Here is a 15,144-nt window from a genome sequence, read left to right as displayed (position 1 = left end):
TCATGACTCGTCGATCTGCCAGCCCTCGGTTTGCCCCTTGGTCTCGCCCTCTGATGGGGGCGATCGCCGCCTTGGGAGTCCTAGAAACCACATTTCTAACCCTGGTCAAGCTCACGGATAACGTGGAGGCGATTTGTCCCACGCAAGGCTGTAATCAGGTGCTCGGTAGTGCCTATGGGACTGTCTTTGGCCTACCGCTGACCCTCTTTGGGGCCATCGGCTATGGGGTAATGTTGCTGTTGGCCTTGGCCCCCTATGGGATTCGCCGCGATCGCGATCGCAAAGCTCATGATCGCCTCGATCGCCTCAGTGGCTGGGGACTTTTGGCCGGCGGCAGTGTGATGGCGGCCTTTAGTGGCTACTTGATGACCATTTTGCTGGGGGAACTCCATGAGTTTTGCCCCTACTGTCTCCTGTCAGCCCTCTTATCGTTGAGTTTGTTTGGCTTAGCGGCCTTTAGCCAGAATTGGGAGGACGAGGGGCAACCCGTCTTTACCAGTTTAATTGTCATGGTAGTGACCCTGGTCGGCGTCACGGGACTCTATGCCAACGTCAAGCCGACGGTCGCCGCTACTCCGGCCCAGATGGCCGAGGGGGGGCAGAAAGCACCCCCAGTGACCACCGAGTCCGGGGCCGCAGAACTGGCTCTGGCAGAGTATTTAAGGGAGAGTGGGGCCCGTGGCTTTGGGGCCTACTGGTGTCCCCATTGTTATAGCCAGAAACAACTGTTTGGCGCTGAAGCCTTCGAAAAGTTGACCTATATCGAATGTGATGCTAACGGCTATCAGGCTCAGCCTCAGGTCTGTCAGGCTGCGGGAGTGCGCGCCTATCCCAGTTGGGAGATTAACGGGGAGCTTTATGAAGGAACCCGTGAGTTGCGGGAGTTGGCCCGGTTGTCGGGGTATGAGGGCGATCTCAATTTTCGTCATTCGATTCGCAGCGTCCGTTAAGGCCTGTTGACCTGATGACAGAGTGGGGGACAGAGACTGATATAATCCCGTTTCAGATCAAACTGTTGTTTTAAGTTGGGGGCAAAACATCGTGGCACAGTGGCAAGAAATTTCCGGGGCAGTCACCGCACCTCGGGGCTATCAGGCGGCAGGAATTGTGGCGGGGTTGAAACCCTCCGGCGCGAAGGATTTGGCGCTAATTTATTCTGAGGTGGATGCGATCGCCGCTGGGGTGTTTACTCAAACCCAAGTCCGGGCCGCCTGTGTGGATTATTGCCGCCAACAGTTACAGCGTAAAGCCAGCGCCCGCGCCATTCTCTGCAATGCGGGCCAAGCTAATGCCGCCACCGGAGAAGGAGGCTGGGAAGATGTGCGCGAAAGTGCCCAGTTGGTGTCCCAGTCCTTGGGGATTCCTGGAGATGCCGTCTTGTTGGCATCAACGGGGGTGATTGGACAACGGATTAAAATGGATGCCCTGCGTGATGGGGTTCCCAAGATTGTCTCCCAACTCTCAGAAACCGGCGGCGATGAAGCGGCCGCAGCCATCGTTACGACGGACTTGGTGACGAAATCGATTGCTTTAGAAGCTCAATTCGGCGATCGCACCGTGCGGATGGGGGGAATCTGTAAGGGATCGGGGATGATTCACCCCAATATGGCGACGATGTTAGGTTTTATTACCTGTGACGCGGTGGTCTCCTCGCAACTGTGGCAGGCCATGCTGAGTCGGGCGGTGGAGAAGAGTTTTAATCAAATCACCGTCGATGGCGATACCAGTACTAATGATACGGTGATTGCCTTAGCCAATGGTCAGTCTCGTACCCCGGCGATCGTCCGGGAAGGCCCCGAAGCCCAGACGTTGGAAGCCATGTTGACGGCGGTTTGTCAGCATCTGGCCAAGGCGATCGCCCGGGATGGGGAAGGGGCCAGTTGTTTGCTGGAAGTCTCCGTCAACGGCGCCGAGAGTGATGCCGATGCCCGTAAAATTGCCCGCACGATTGCCGGATCTTCCTTGGTCAAATCCGCCATGTTTGGACGAGATCCCAACTGGGGGCGCATCGCCGCCGCCGCTGGACGGGCGGGGGTCACGTTCGATCAAGACCAATTGCGGATTAAGCTGGGGGAATTTCAGTTAATGGATGCTGGACAGCCTCTGCCCTTCGATCGCGCCGCCGCCAGTGCCTATCTGCGAGAAAAGGCGGAGGGTGAGTACCTGAAAACGGACACCGTGGCCATCTCTGTCACCATTGGCACGGGCCCTGGTGAAGGCATGGCTTGGGGCTGTGATTTGAGTTATGACTATGTCCGCATCAACGCGGAATATACCACTTAGAGCCTAAGGTATTTTCCTTAAGGAAAGACGAACTCAAAGGATTGACTCGGGGATTGGTCGCTGACCGTCCCCGTTTGGCGTTGGGTGTCCCCGTTTAGGGTGATGGAGAGTTCAAAGGGGATGGGGTTGCGATCGCTGTTGCAGCGGGTGAAGAGGGAGACGGTGGCCACATACTCTCCCTCGGGGGCGTTCCCAGAATCCCAAAAGACGTTTTCAACGGGGTTGTCGAAGCTGGACATACAGCCAGCGTTGGAGTCCACGTCGAGTTGTCCCCCGGAGGGAATGGAGGGATTGGCGAAAAAGGCGGTGTCTCCGTTGGGATCGGTGACGGCTAAATCTAAATCATCGATACTATTCCAACGCAGGGTAACTTGAACATCTCCAGTTCCCAACACCGGTTCAGCACTAGCACTGTCGTCGCCCGGTGTGCCATTGAATCCCAGAAGTTGCCGGGCATTGCTGTAGTATTGGGCCCACTCTGAGAGTTGGGGATTGCCACGCCAGCGATCGCGCCGCACATCTACAGAGAGTAAGGGGGTCATTAAGCCGCGATTTTCCCCCATCACCACCAACGAGACATCGCTCACCACTACATCAGCATTAAACGTCCGTTGAATCTCCTCCTGGGCGATGGTTTCGGCCCGGGTGAGTAAGTCTTGAAACCCCTCTCCCCGTTGAGGACTTAGGGTGACGGTGAGCCGTTCTGTGGCCGCCTGAACAGGAGTGGCAAGGGCCAGGAGAGGGACAGTGACCGTTCCCAAGAGCAAGACATGGATCAGTCCCGGAAGAGATTTTAAGTAGAGCACGGGTTTAAGCCTGGGATAGATATAGGATGACGATGGATGAAACGATGAACTCACACCTAAAGCAGACGGAGAGGGGAACCGCCGTGATTAGGCGACTCCCGCAAAAAGCTGAGCAATGTCACGCGGGGGAGCGTCTTCGTTGGTGACAATTTCTAAAATTTTGTTGCGAGCGTCTGGGGAGAATAAGGCTTCTACACAAACACGAGCCACTTTCTGGCGAGGAATGTTCCCCTCTGAGAGGGAGTCGGCGGATCTCATGATAATGGGGGCTGGGGTATCTTCATTTTTTAAGCCCCCGGGGCGGATAATGGTATAGGTGAGACCGCTTTTGCGCAATGCCTCCTCGGCTTGTTTTTTCCAGTACAAGACCAGCCAGAACAGATTTAGGGGATGGAAGAACTCGGAGGCACAGAGGGAACTGACGAGAACAAACTGCTCGATATTGGCGCTTTGGGCGGCTTGAATGAGGTTTTGAGTCCCTTGGTAATCAACCTTATAGGGGCCCGTGGGATCGAGGCTCGGACGCGCGCCTGTGGCACAGAGCAGCGTTGTGCAATCCCTGAGGGCATCGGTTAGAGATGAGGCATCGAGGACATCCCCAGCCACCAATTCGGCTTGATGGGGCAGAATCTCCCGAGCGCGATCAAGGTTGCGGACGAAGGCCCGCACGGGGATGTCCCGTTGAACTAGCTCTTGGACGATATGACGTCCCGTTTCTCCGGTAGCTCCAGCGACAAATGCTTTCACGGTTCCTTTAGCAGAATGTAGGGTTCAGAAACAACGTTGCTGTTGCCATCTTAGCGAATTTCGTCAAAGTTCCGAGATATTACTCATTGCAGGCATAGAGCAACAGGCTAAGCTAGAAAGGAGGACGGGCGAAGTCTCCCAGCGGAGCAGTATCGCCTAACACTAAAGGACTTTTGAACGATGCAGTCGTCTGTTAACTCGCAGTTCACCAATGCCCACGACACCTCACTTTGTCTGGGGGATGCACCGACCGAGAACCAAGCCACCGATCGCCTCTACTGGTTTTATACCCAGTTTGAAGGGGTGATGGAGATGTATGCTGAGGCTGAGGCGGTTCGTCAATACCTCGATGTGCATCAGGGCTGGTTCCGTCGCTGTGCGGCACCGATGCAGGTAACTCCCCTCGGAGCCAATGGCTATGATTTAACCATTGGTAAGTTTGGTGCTTTGGGCTATTATGTGGAGCCGAAGATTGGCTTGGAGTTAGTGCCTCAACGCGATCGCATTTATCGCATTGAAACCATTCCCATTCCTGAGTACACGCCGCCTGGCTATGATGTTGAGTTTCGGGCGACACAGACGTTAGAACCCCTCCCCGTCACGGAGTTGGAGCATCCTGAGCGTCCGATTACTCGGGTTAGTTGGGAGTTAGATTTAAATGTTGGGGTTTTGTTTCCTAAGTTTATTCGTTCCTTATCCCCGAATTTGATTCAACAGACCGGCGATCGCCTGATTACGCAAATTGTCAAGCAAGTCTCACGTCGCCTAACCTGTAAGGTACAGGAAGATTTTCATCAGCAACTTAGCTCTGATGCCTTGAAGCAATATCATCACCTGAAGAAAACCCGTACTAGCTTTGCTTGTGTTCCTAAAGGGAGTTCACAGTCGTAGGGATAGACACTAGGCAAACTTCAACAATTGCCTAGTTCTGCGAACATTACCCTTCCAAACCAAACAGCCGAAGATATCAAACCTTCGGCTGTCACAGCTAGTAAAATCTAAGAAATATAGGGGATGCTCTTATCAACAAGCGCCAGGACGGTTGCGACTAGATGGCCTGGTTGGTTGTTCTGAGCAAACCTGAACCCGCCTCCTAAGAGCACAGTCCTTGGTGAATTTAGATGCACGCAGGTTTAAAAACTTTGACAGATTAAATCAAACGAATCGGGAGTGTGTCCCCGAGGGGTCACTGGTATTCTAGGCGATCGCCTCAATGGCAGCGGGGCTTTCTACCATATTGAAGACTCGATCCAACTGAGTCAATTCAAAGATGATGCGGATAGCCGGGGATACGGCGCAGAGGGCAAACTGGATATTGATGCGTTGAGCCAGTTTGAGGGCAGAAACTAATGCCATCAGTCCAGCACTATCCAGGGATTGGGTTTGTTCCATATCCACGAGAACCACCGGAGCGGTTTTAGCGGCCACCGCAGAGGTCAGTTGTTGACGGACCTGTTCCGCGTTGGCGGCGTTGAGATGTCCATCGAGGCGGATGACGGTCACGTTAGGGGTTTGGGTTGCGGTGTGCATGGCTATATCTGAATCCAAAAACTAATTTCGCTTGTATGGTCTTAAGGTACGGCATCAGTCCGCCGATGCGCTACAGAAAAAGCCCAAGTTTGCGGAAACTTTGTTTTTCTACCCCCTTATGTGAAGATTTGGGAAAGTTCCCTGAGAAAAGGGTATCCATAACTACCAATTAAAACTGACCTATGCCATACTGGGAGGCGATGACGGCAGATTTATCCTCTCAAATTACTGCCTGACTTCTAGGAGCTTAATTGTTCGTTATATGCAGTGACACAGATCACTTACAAGATAGGGTTGCGATCGCAGGGCCGGGTCAAGTTTCGATGGATGATAAGACACATAGAATTACCCGGATTATCATGAAAGCGTCAGCGGCAATCCGTCATCTTGTTGAAAGAGTCCTTTATATTAAACGGTTAACCCCCGATCTGGAGAACCAGATTAACGCCGAGTTAACGCGTATGGGCTATGTCTCCGATGTGGACTATGAAGCTCTAGAACTGCTCATGGATCACATGGATCGAGGCTTAGTCCAACTGGTGTCGAACCCTTAGCGGTTCTAAGTCACGTCTGCTCTGCTCTCGTCGTCTCCTACCAAACCCGATTGAACCATCGCAGAATCGTTTCAGGGTGTTTCTGCTGAGTTTAACCCAATCTTCCGCATCTTCTGCATCTTCCGCCAATTTTGATAAACCGAGTCCCCTCAACCTCGCCAGCGCCATGCGATCGCCTCGCGAGCGGTTTGTCTGGCCAATCGGCCGTAAAATCGAGTCAGACGGCCTAACCAGTCAAGGCGAGATTTAGCGGAGATTGATCCGACCCCCAATTTATGACCCACGATCTACAAGAGCAAATCCTCTCCCTGCAACAGACGATTCATAGCCTCGAACAAGAACGTCGTGATTTAGCAGTCCAGCCAGTTCTTCCCCCCGAAGGTGCGTCCCCTGACGTGATTGTAGATGCCTATCGCCGTCAGGCCCGGGCCAGTGCCGAACAAGCTGCCGAAATCAAAGGGATTGACGACGCCATCGGCGCCTTACAACTTGAACTGCGACAGAAACGGGCCCTTGTCGGTCATTACCGCGAACAGCAACGAGATCCTCTGCGGGATGAAATCGAGCAGGCCAAAGCCAAAGCTGAACATTACGCCGAACGCATTAACGAACTCAGCAGCGAACTCATAGTCGAAGTCCGGGCCCTCAAAGATATTGCCGACCAACTCAGTCCCCTCTACTGGCAATATGAAGGGAAACCCTTTATCACCGGCTTTAAGCGTGTTACCGTTCCCCATGTGCGCTCTGATGGTGCCGTTTGGAATGTTGTGAACCGGGTGGTCTAGGTCTAATCAGCGTCATCTGAGCAGATCGTCTAACCCAAATTGTGCAAACGCTATCCTAGAATCTTGGACAAGTTGGGTTCTGATGCGATACAACATAATCCCGAGTCCTTTATCCCCAACCCCCCCATCGACTCTGTAATTCTGAAGCCATGATCGAAGTTGAACAACTCCATAAACGTTACGGAAGCACCCAAGCCATCCAAGATGTGAGTTTTTCCGTCGAGAAAGGGGAAATTCTGGGCTTTTTGGGGCCCAACGGCGCAGGAAAAACCACCACAATGCGGATCTTGACGGGATATCTCCCGGCGAGTTCCGGTACCGCTCGCATTGCGGGATTTGATGTCCATGAACAGTCGATGGATGTGCGTCAGCGCATTGGCTATTTGCCCGAGACGCCGCCTCTGTACGGTGAAATGACCGTTGAGGGGTTTTTGCATTTTGTGGCGCGAATTAAGGGGGTTTCAGCGGGCGATCGCCCCGGACGGGTAGACTTTTCCATCCAACAATGTGGCTTGAGCGATCGCCGCAAAAGCCTGATCCGCAAACTCTCCAAAGGCTATCGACAACGGGTCGGGATTGCTCAGGCGATCGTTCACGATCCCCCCGTCATCATCCTCGATGAACCCACCGTCGGTCTCGATCCTCGGCAAATTATCGAAGTCCGCAACCTCATCAAATCCCTCGCCGGAAATCACACCATTATCCTCTCGACTCACATCCTCCCAGAAGTGAGCATGACCTGTAGCCAGGTGGCAATTATCAATCGCGGTCAACTCGTGGCCACCGATCGCCTCGATAACCTCATGGAACATCTCACCGGCGGAACCTACTACGATGTCGAAGTTGGTGGCGGAGTGGACGGCGTCGAAACCGCCATTGGCTCCTATCTCGGCTATCTCCCCAACCTGCGATCGGTCGATCCTCTCCCCCACGCTGACCTTCCCGAGGGCCGCTACCGCTTCCGCATTACCGTCGAACCCGGTTCCGAACCCGGTTCCGAAATCGCCAGCGCCATCCTAGAGGGAAAACTACAACTCCATGAAATGCGCCGCAGCCGCGCCAGTCTCGAAGATGTCTTCCTACAACTGACCACCGAAGAAAAAACCGCCGCTCCCCTTCCCGAAGAGGAAGCCGCCGCTGAAGAAGTCGCCGAAGACGCTCAAGCTAGAAAAAACCGCCGCTCCCCTTCCCGAAGAGGAAGCCGCCGCTGAAGAAGTCGCCGAAGACGCTCAAGCCGAAGACGCTCAAGCTGAAGACGCCGCCGAAGACAGCACCCCCTCCCCAGACGCGATCGCCGATTCGCCAGACTCCCAGGAGTCGGAAGCCTCTCCAGACCCTAACGCTCCCCTCCCCAGACGCGATCGCCGATTCGCCAGACTCCCAGGAGTCGGAAGCCTCTCCAGACCCTAACGCCAAGTCCGATCGCTAACCCCCTGAAACCCCTCCAGGTTTCTATTTTGTTCTGATTTCACCCTATTTTTAGACCGCACATGCGTTTAATTATTGCTAATATCATCGCCATTTATCGCAAGGAACTACAAGGTTATTTCGCCTCCCCCTTAGCCATGGCCGTCGCCGGGATTTTCTGGCTCATTTCCGGCTTTTTCTATATCACCATCCTCCTCGATCCACAGCGAGGGATTCTCGCCCAGGTTGCTGCTCAAGCCGCCATCCAGCAAGAACTCGGGAGCCAGCGCCCTCCCCTGGATGTTCCCTATGAATTTCTGCAATTCTTCCTGGGAACCGTGGCTTCCTTATCGCTGTTTATTCTGCCCATTTTATCCATGGGACTCTATGCCGAAGAACGCAAAGGAGGAACCCTAGAACTTCTCGCCACCTCACCCCTGTATAACTGGACTGTCGCCACTGGAAAACTTCTGGGAGTGCTGACCTTTTATATCACCATGACCGCACCCCTGCTGCTCTATGAAGCCATCACCTTTAGCGTCGCCGAACCGGCCTTTCCCGCCACCATTCCCCTCCTGGGTCATTTGGGTTTGATTCTGCTGGCGGGTAGTATTCTCTCATTGGGGATGTTTATTTCCTCACTCACCGATAGCACCATTCTCTCCGCCGTCCTCACCTTCGCGTTGGTGCTGGTGTTGTGGATTATGAACCTCATCGCCGCCAACGTACCCGGCCCCCTCGGCGAGGCGTTGGCACACCTGTCGATTTTGGAAAATTACAGTAGCTTAATTCAGGGTGTTGTCGATGTGGGTAGCTTGGTTCTGTTTGCCAGCTATATTGTGTTAGGCATTTTCCTCACCGCTCAATCCATCGAAACCCTCCGCTTCCAGCAAAACTAATCTCTGGCTGTTCCCTCTTGCGTCAACTATGGTCAATCGTTTCAAAAAATACTGGCATCTTCTCCTTTGGCTCGGCTTATTTCTCAGCGTCGCCGGACTGACCAGTGGTGCAGTGTCCGGGAGTTGGACTCCCGTTCCCGCCGTGCTGATTGTAGCTGGGGTGATTATTTTAGGGATCTGGCTGATTTATCTGGAGATGTTTCAGCAGGGATTTTGGCGGCGGCGTTCCACTGAAGCCGGAACCAATGCTCTGTTTGCGACGGCGGCGGTGGTCCTCATCTTGGCGTTGCTCAATGTGGTGGCGGTGCGGGCCTCGGTTCGCATTGATTTGACGGAAACCCAACGCTTTACCCTGGCACCGCAAACCCAAACCCTGATTCGTAATTTAGAGGAACCGGTGACGGTGTGGGTGTTCACCTCTCAACCCAATGAGAGAACCGTAGACTTACTGGGGAACTATCGCCGTTTGGCGCCAGACCGTTTTAATTATGAGTTGGTGAACCCCCAGGAGAGTCCGGGGTTGGTGCAGCGGTTTAATGTGACCTCTGTGGGGGATGTGTTTCTGGAGTTGGGGGAGCAGCGTCAGTATGTGGCGACCCTGGATTTAGAGCCGCTGACGGAGGCCCAACTGACTCGCAGTATTGCGCAGTTGCAGGGGGGCGATCGCCTCATGGTCTATATGTTACAGGGCCATGGCGAACCGGCAATGCTTGACGGGGGAGAAGACTCGGTTTCCCGAGCGGTTCGGGCCTTAGAAGAAAGTGCGGCGGTGGTGAACTCCCTCAACTTGATTGAGCGGGGAACGGTTCCTGAGGATGCCAATCTCGTGGCAATTGTGGGCCCCACCAGTCGTTTATTTGAGCCGGAAGTGGAGGCCTTAGAGACCTATTTGGACGCGGGTGGCTCTCTGTTGGTGTTGGTTGACCCCAATACGGACCCCGGTTTAGATGGCTTACTGGAGGATTGGGGGATTCGTCTGGATGAACGGATTGCGATCGACCCTGAGCGTTGGGTGCAAGGTTTTGGCCCGGCGGCTCCCCTGGTGTTGGATTATGGAACTCATCCCATTACGGAGGAGTTTGGCCGCAATTACACCATTTTTCCGGTGGCTCGTCCCATTGAATATGAGACCGTTGATGGGGTTGATGTGACGCCGTTGTTATTTACCAGTGATGCGAGTTGGGCCGAAGCCGATATCGATGAGGGCCCCGATTGGGAGTTTAACCCGGAACGCGATCGCCCCGGTCCTCTGGTCTTAGGGGTGGCGGCTCGCCGTGAGATTCCCTTAACCGCTGATTCCCCTGAGCCGGAGGTGACTGATCCCCCAGAGGCAACTCAGGAGGGGGAGGCTGTTGATAATGAGGCGGTTGAGGAAACTCTAGAACCCGATGAAACTCTGGAACCTGAGGAGATTGAGGAACCTGAGGAGATTGAGGAAACTCTAGAACCTGAGGAACCTGAGGACATCGAGGAACCTGAGGAGATTGAGGTAGAAGAACTCGATCTAACTCAAGCCGATGAGGTGGAAGAAACTCCCGAAGCTGAGCAGGAGGAGCCTGAACCAGACGTTGAGACCCGTGAGGCTCGTTTAGTGGTGATTGGCGATTCCGACTTTATGACTAACGCCTTCTTTGATGGACAGTTGAACAGTGACTTTTTCCTAAATAGTGTCTCCTGGCTGGCGGAAGATGACGAAAGCGGCGAAACCCTAACCATCCGTCCTCGGGAGGTGGTCGATCGCAATATCATGATGACCCCTCGGATTGCACGGTTACTCAGTTGGACCGCTCTGGTCACCTTTCCGGTGATTGGCTTCGCCACCAGTGCCGTTCTTTGGTGGACTCGTCGTTAACAGCTCGGAGTTCTTCGGGGAATTACAACTGTAAAACGGAACGAGCCTTAGCCACAATCTCTTTAGGACGAAAAGGCTTCGTCATATAAAAGTCGGCACCCACGGCGAAGCCTTCTTCTTTCTCTAGCTCCTGTCCTTTGGCGGTTAACATGATGATATAAACGTCTGCTTGTTGCCAATCTTCTTTAATTGTTTTGCAGACTTCTAATCCATTTTTTTTCGGCATCATCACATCTAAGAATACCAAATTCGGCTGTTCTTCTTGAATAACTTCCAAGGCTTCCAATCCATTCTGAGCCATTAGCAGTTCTACGCCCTCGTCTTCTAGGTCTTCTAGGGCTTGTTCTAAGAGAATCCTGATATTTGGCTCGTCATCTACAATTAAAATTTTTAAAGACATAAGGATGTTGAGGGTAATCGGAGATTCCTGATGAGATAGGACTACTATATAGCAAAAGTTGGTCTGAATCGAACAAAAAACAGGGGATAAGAAGGCAATAGGCAATAGGCAGCAGATAAGAGATTCTCTCCTAACTCAGAGTGTCTTAAGGCAATCTTCGATTGCTATACCAGGTGAAAAACTTATCAGCTAGACATTTTCATCCTCAATATCCCCAAGTAAGACAAATACGAGATGTTCTAAACCATTCTCAAATCGTAACGTCTGCACCACCTCATGTTGTTGCAGAAATTCTGAGTCAATGGCAATAATATCGGGTTGCAGGGCCATGGCTTGATCGACACATTCCTGTTCGTTGGAGGCTTTCGAGACAGTATAGCCTTGGGCCCCTAGAATTTCTGAAATGACCTTTAAGCTGGAGGCATCCTCATCGACCACTAACACTTTTTTATGGGATGAGCCTTGGGAGAGAAGCGAGCCGACTTCTTTCAGAAATCCTTGTCGATCAATGGGTTTCTTGAGATAGCGATCAATCCCAGCTCGATAGCCGCGTTCGCGATCTTCAACGATGGAGAGGACTAAAATGGGAATCCCCATGGTTTGGGGTTCATTTTTTAACACCGCCGCCACATCGAAGCCGTCGATATAGGGCATCATCACATCTAAGACAATCAAATCGGGACGCGATCGCTTCACCTCCATAATGGCCTCGACGCCATCTTTGGCTTGGCGGACGTGATAGCCTTGAGCCTCTAGGGATTGGCGTAGGAGTTCGCGCACATGCTCATCGTCATCGACCACTAAGATGGTTTTGCCCAGGTTTGCCCCGAGTTGAGCCGGGGTGGACTCTTCTGTTGTCGCCACATGGTCTTCGAGTTGCTGCATCAAGGGAACTAAGCCTAACCGTCGTGCCACTTCGGGAGTTTGACCTAAATTCGAGGCTGACTGCTCCTGGGTTGAGGCGTCAACGGGGAGAGTGAAGATAAAACAACTTCCCTGGCCCAATTGACTTTCTACCCAAATCTGGCCGCCGTGATGATCCAAAATCTGTTTACAGATGGGGAGGCCCAACCCCGTCCCTTTGGGTTTGTCGGTAAGGGTTTCCCCAACTTGTTTGAATTTCTCAAAGACTTTGGGTAAGTCTTCTGGAGCAATACCAATGCCGGTATCTTGAACCTCAACCTGAATTTGGCCGTTTTCGTAGCGGGCCCGACAGGTGATGTCGCCGGACTCGGTGAACTTGACGGCGTTGGAGAGTAGATTAATGACTACTTGGATGAGGCGATCGCCATCTCCCAAGACTAGAGGCAGCGTGTCTGGAACGTCGGTGAGGAGGGTTAACCCCTCCCGCTCAAAGAGGGAAGAACTGGCAGAAATCGCTCGCTCTAAGATGTCCAAAACCGAGACGGGTTCTTGTTCCCACTCGACTTTGCCCGATTCCATTTTGGCGATATCCAAGACATCGTTAATGAGGGTGGTGAGTCGTTCGGCTTCGGAGATGATGATATTAAGGTTCTGACGCACCCGTTCTTGATAACGTCGGGCCTTGCGATCGCCCTCGGGGAGCAGGGGAAAGACTTTATCCTCTAATTTCTCCAAAACAATGGAGGCAAACCCCAACACCGAGGTTAAGGGAGTCCGCAATTCATGGGAGACGGTGGCGATGAAGTCGGTTTTCATGCGATCGACTTCTTTCTCTAGGGTGACATCACGAATTAACATGACAGAGCCAATATAGGCGTTCTGTGATTGACCGGGAATTGGCTCTAAGACTTTTGTGGCCAAGGCTTGACCAATGCGATCGCCCCCGAGGGGGACATCGGCGGTGGCGGCTTGGGAGTTGGGGGTGGTTTGGAGTTGTTGCAGCAGTTGGCTAAGTTCCGTTAATCCTAATTCATCGCAGGTACAGCCTAAGACCTCCCCAGTTTTAAGATTAAACATTCGCCGCAAGACGGGGTTAAAGCGGGTAATGCGTCCAGCGGTATCGGTGACTAGGAGGCCATCAGCGAGGTTGTCCAAAATTGCATTGAGATCCCCGAGGGCCTGTTTTAAGGCTTCTTCGGCTCGTTTGCGTTCTGTGATATTCCGTCCCGCACCCCGATAGCCGATGAGATTCCCTTGATCATCAAAGTGGGGGATACCCGTGGCGAAAATCCAGACGACCTCTCCTGCTTCCGTCACGCTACGATATTCAAATTGAAATGGCTCTTGACGTTCAACTGCGGTGGTGAAGGTGTCACGCAGCCAATCAATATCTTCCTCGTAGATCAATTCAAAGGCATTACGGCCGAGGAGATCCTCGTGGCGATACCCTAAAACGTCGAGCGATCGCTCACTGACATAGATATAGAGTCCCTCCAGATTGGCTTCCCAGAGATATTCCCCCACGGCTTCTGAGACATCGCGAAACCGCTGCTCACTCTCCCGCAAGGACTGTTCGGCGGCTCGGCGATCGCGGATATCTCGGGCGATCGCCGCTAACCCCATGGGTTCTTTCGTATCGGGGGCATAGGTGACAAAGAGGTTATAGTCAAAGGGAATTGACTCATTCGTAAGCATATGACGGAACCTGACCTCCCCCCGCCAATTTCCCGTCTCTTCGACAATGGTAAAGACATGATCTTGAATCCATTGCCAGTCCTCGGGTAAGAAAAAGTCCTCAAAGGTGCAATCGCTCAACTTGGGTTTCACGACATCTCCAGCAGCGGCGGGGTTATTCTCATCCGCCAGGCCCACCAATCGCCGTGCCGCTGGGTTGACATATTCAGGAATCCCCTCAAAGGTTCCAATGCCAATAAAATCGTTGCTATTCTCGATAATCGAGACTAGAGCCTGTAACTCGCGCTCGGATGCCTTCCGTTCGGTGATATCGTTAAGCCAGCCAAACCAGATAATCGAGCCATCCGCTTGATATTCCGGCTGCGATCGCCCTTCAATCCATTTAAGAGTCCCGGATGGCGTCCTCATTCGCCCCTCCCAAACCCAAGGATTCCCCGTTTCTGCGGATTTTTGGATGGAGGCTTCTAGTTTTGGGCGATCGTCTGGGTGAGTTAGTTCAAACAGAATTGAGACATCATCTTCTATGGCTTGGCTGGGTACTTCAAAAAACGCCTCGGCACTAGGAGACATATAGGGGAAACTACACACACCGTTGATATCTCGTTGGAATTGATAGAGGGCCCCCGGTGCATTTTCAGCAATCTTTTGCAGTTGCTGCCGGCTTTCTTCTTCTAGATTATGGAAGAGTTCTGTATGTTGAATGGCCATATCCAAATGGGAAGCCACCTCACGCACGAATTCAATATCCTGTCGTTTCCAAGTTCGGGGTTGAGAACATTGGTGAACACAGAGTAATCCCCACAGTTCATCATGTTTAATTAAGGGGAGGACTAGGTTGGCGCGAACCTGGAAATGCCTAAGAATTTGGCGATGACAGTCACTAATCAATTCAGTTTCAATATCGGCAACGGCGTAGGCTTTTCCTTGACTATAGATTTGGGAATAATTGTCACCAAAGCAGTGGTCACTCACCTGTTGGGCTAAGGCTGATTCATACTCCGATTTAACGTCTTCTGCAATAAATCGTCCTGTCTGATGATGAGTTTCAGCTAAAAATTCAAAAACAGCGACACGATCTGCTTCTAATAGATGGCGAACTTCCTGTACTGTGGTTTTAAAAATGGTGTCTAAGTCAAGGGTTGCCCGAATATGACGAATCACATTAGAAAGGGCTGTTTGTTTCGCTAAGTAGCCCTCCTCTAAGTCGATAATTTGTTGACGAAGTTGGGCAATTTCTTGACTTTTGTTTTCGGAGTTACTGGACATGGGCTATATCTTTTGTCTGTAAAAATTGAAGATGATTTGCATCATCAAAGATGCTC

15 protein-coding genes are annotated in these 15,144 nt (G+C 52.3%); 9 read left to right on the top strand and 6 right to left on the bottom strand.

Features of this window, described 5'->3' with window-relative positions; translation table 11 throughout:
* Window positions 1-2: 2 nt before the first annotated feature.
* On the top strand, window positions 3-950 hold the full coding sequence (locus L855_RS09660) for a vitamin K epoxide reductase family protein (RefSeq protein WP_192925020.1): 948 nt from the start codon (window positions 3-5) through the stop codon (window positions 948-950).
* 91 nt (window positions 951-1,041) lie between these two features.
* A complete protein-coding gene (argJ, locus tag L855_RS09655; protein WP_159787362.1) occupies window positions 1,042-2,283 on the top strand; it encodes a bifunctional ornithine acetyltransferase/N-acetylglutamate synthase in 1,242 nt (413 codons plus the stop codon).
* A gap of 17 nt (window positions 2,284-2,300) precedes the next feature.
* On the opposite strand, the gene L855_RS09650 is transcribed toward argJ, so the two are convergent.
* Together L855_RS09650 and L855_RS09645 are read right to left on the bottom strand one after the other, a co-directional pair.
* Window positions 2,301-3,089: a YfaP family protein gene (locus L855_RS09650; RefSeq protein ID WP_159787359.1), complete on the bottom strand. Its 789-nt coding sequence runs from the start codon at window positions 3,087-3,089 to the stop codon at window positions 2,301-2,303.
* A gap of 87 nt (window positions 3,090-3,176) precedes the next feature.
* Complete coding sequence (locus L855_RS09645; protein ID WP_159787356.1) at window positions 3,177-3,836, bottom strand: SDR family oxidoreductase; 660 nt, start codon at window positions 3,834-3,836, stop codon at window positions 3,177-3,179.
* Window positions 3,837-4,016: 180 nt separating this feature from the next.
* Between L855_RS09645 and L855_RS09640 the strand changes: the two genes are divergently transcribed.
* On the top strand, window positions 4,017-4,727 hold the full coding sequence (locus tag L855_RS09640) for a DUF1997 domain-containing protein (RefSeq protein ID WP_246198784.1): 711 nt from the start codon (window positions 4,017-4,019) through the stop codon (window positions 4,725-4,727).
* Between the two features lie 306 nt (window positions 4,728-5,033).
* Here L855_RS09640 and L855_RS09635 read toward each other — a convergent pair whose 3' ends face one another.
* The gene (locus tag L855_RS09635) at window positions 5,034-5,366 is read right to left on the bottom strand and encodes an STAS domain-containing protein (protein WP_159787353.1); all 333 of its coding nucleotides are present in this window, start codon (window positions 5,364-5,366) and stop codon (window positions 5,034-5,036) included.
* Window positions 5,367-5,725: 359 nt separating this feature from the next.
* On the opposite strand from L855_RS09635, the gene L855_RS09630 reads away from it, so the two are divergent.
* From L855_RS09630 to L855_RS09615, 4 genes are all read left to right on the top strand, one after another.
* Window positions 5,726-5,920, top strand: a complete 195-nt coding sequence (locus L855_RS09630; protein ID WP_159787350.1) for a hypothetical protein — start codon at window positions 5,726-5,728, stop codon at window positions 5,918-5,920.
* 76 nt (window positions 5,921-5,996) lie between these two features.
* A complete protein-coding gene (locus tag L855_RS09625) occupies window positions 5,997-6,170 on the top strand; it encodes a hypothetical protein (protein ID WP_159787347.1) in 174 nt (57 codons plus the stop codon).
* Between the two features lie 25 nt (window positions 6,171-6,195).
* On the top strand, window positions 6,196-6,705 hold the full coding sequence (locus tag L855_RS21815) for a coiled-coil domain-containing protein (protein WP_159787344.1): 510 nt from the start codon (window positions 6,196-6,198) through the stop codon (window positions 6,703-6,705).
* 149 nt (window positions 6,706-6,854) lie between these two features.
* The gene (locus tag L855_RS09615) at window positions 6,855-7,916 is read left to right on the top strand and encodes an ABC transporter ATP-binding protein (RefSeq protein WP_159787341.1); all 1,062 of its coding nucleotides are present in this window, start codon (window positions 6,855-6,857) and stop codon (window positions 7,914-7,916) included.
* Here L855_RS09615 and L855_RS09610 read toward each other — a convergent pair.
* A complete protein-coding gene (locus L855_RS09610) occupies window positions 7,870-8,121 on the bottom strand; it encodes a hypothetical protein (RefSeq protein WP_159787338.1) in 252 nt (83 codons plus the stop codon). The two genes, L855_RS09615 and L855_RS09610, sit on opposite strands and share 47 nt — an antisense overlap.
* 74 nt (window positions 8,122-8,195) lie before the next feature.
* On the opposite strand from L855_RS09610, the gene L855_RS09605 reads away from it, so the two are divergent.
* Complete coding sequence (locus L855_RS09605; RefSeq protein ID WP_159787335.1) at window positions 8,196-9,011, top strand: ABC transporter permease; 816 nt, start codon at window positions 8,196-8,198, stop codon at window positions 9,009-9,011.
* Window positions 9,012-9,039: 28 nt separating this feature from the next.
* Window positions 9,040-10,863, top strand: coding sequence for a GldG family protein (locus tag L855_RS09600; protein WP_159787332.1), 1,824 nt, complete (start codon window positions 9,040-9,042; stop codon window positions 10,861-10,863).
* 22 nt (window positions 10,864-10,885) lie between these two features.
* Here L855_RS09600 and L855_RS09595 read toward each other — a convergent pair whose 3' ends face one another.
* Both L855_RS09595 and L855_RS09590 read right to left on the bottom strand, forming a co-directional pair.
* Complete coding sequence (locus L855_RS09595) at window positions 10,886-11,263, bottom strand: response regulator transcription factor (RefSeq protein WP_159787328.1); 378 nt, start codon at window positions 11,261-11,263, stop codon at window positions 10,886-10,888.
* A 189-nt stretch (window positions 11,264-11,452) separates the two neighbouring features.
* Complete coding sequence (locus tag L855_RS09590; RefSeq protein WP_159787324.1) at window positions 11,453-15,088, bottom strand: PAS domain S-box protein; 3,636 nt, start codon at window positions 15,086-15,088, stop codon at window positions 11,453-11,455.
* Between the last annotated feature and the right edge of the window lie 56 nt (window positions 15,089-15,144).

This window comes from Sodalinema gerasimenkoae IPPAS B-353 (assembly GCF_009846485.1).
GTDB classification, from domain to species: Bacteria; Cyanobacteriota; Cyanobacteriia; order Cyanobacteriales; family Geitlerinemataceae; genus Sodalinema; species Sodalinema gerasimenkoae.
Note: the sequence above shows the minus strand (reverse complement) of the source record. Positions and strands in the feature narration are given on the sequence as shown.

Excerpts from the sequence above, each read along its gene's own strand:
- L855_RS09600 (WP_159787332.1), top strand. The coding sequence starts at position 9,040 with ATGGTCAATCGTTTCAAAAAATACTGGCATCTTCTCCTTTGGCTCGGC.
- L855_RS09590 (WP_159787324.1), bottom strand. The coding sequence starts at position 15,088 with ATGTCCAGTAACTCCGAAAACAAAAGTCAAGAAATTGCCCAACTTCGT.
- L855_RS09630 (WP_159787350.1), top strand. The coding sequence starts at position 5,726 with ATGAAAGCGTCAGCGGCAATCCGTCATCTTGTTGAAAGAGTCCTTTAT.
- L855_RS21815 (WP_159787344.1), top strand. The coding sequence starts at position 6,196 with ATGACCCACGATCTACAAGAGCAAATCCTCTCCCTGCAACAGACGATT.
- L855_RS09635 (WP_159787353.1), bottom strand. The coding sequence starts at position 5,366 with ATGCACACCGCAACCCAAACCCCTAACGTGACCGTCATCCGCCTCGAT.
- L855_RS09660 (WP_192925020.1), top strand. The coding sequence starts at position 3 with ATGACTCGTCGATCTGCCAGCCCTCGGTTTGCCCCTTGGTCTCGCCCT.
- L855_RS09605 (WP_159787335.1), top strand. The coding sequence starts at position 8,196 with ATGCGTTTAATTATTGCTAATATCATCGCCATTTATCGCAAGGAACTA.
- L855_RS09615 (WP_159787341.1), top strand. The coding sequence starts at position 6,855 with ATGATCGAAGTTGAACAACTCCATAAACGTTACGGAAGCACCCAAGCC.
- L855_RS09595 (WP_159787328.1), bottom strand. The coding sequence starts at position 11,263 with ATGTCTTTAAAAATTTTAATTGTAGATGACGAGCCAAATATCAGGATT.
- L855_RS09640 (WP_246198784.1), top strand. The coding sequence starts at position 4,017 with ATGCAGTCGTCTGTTAACTCGCAGTTCACCAATGCCCACGACACCTCA.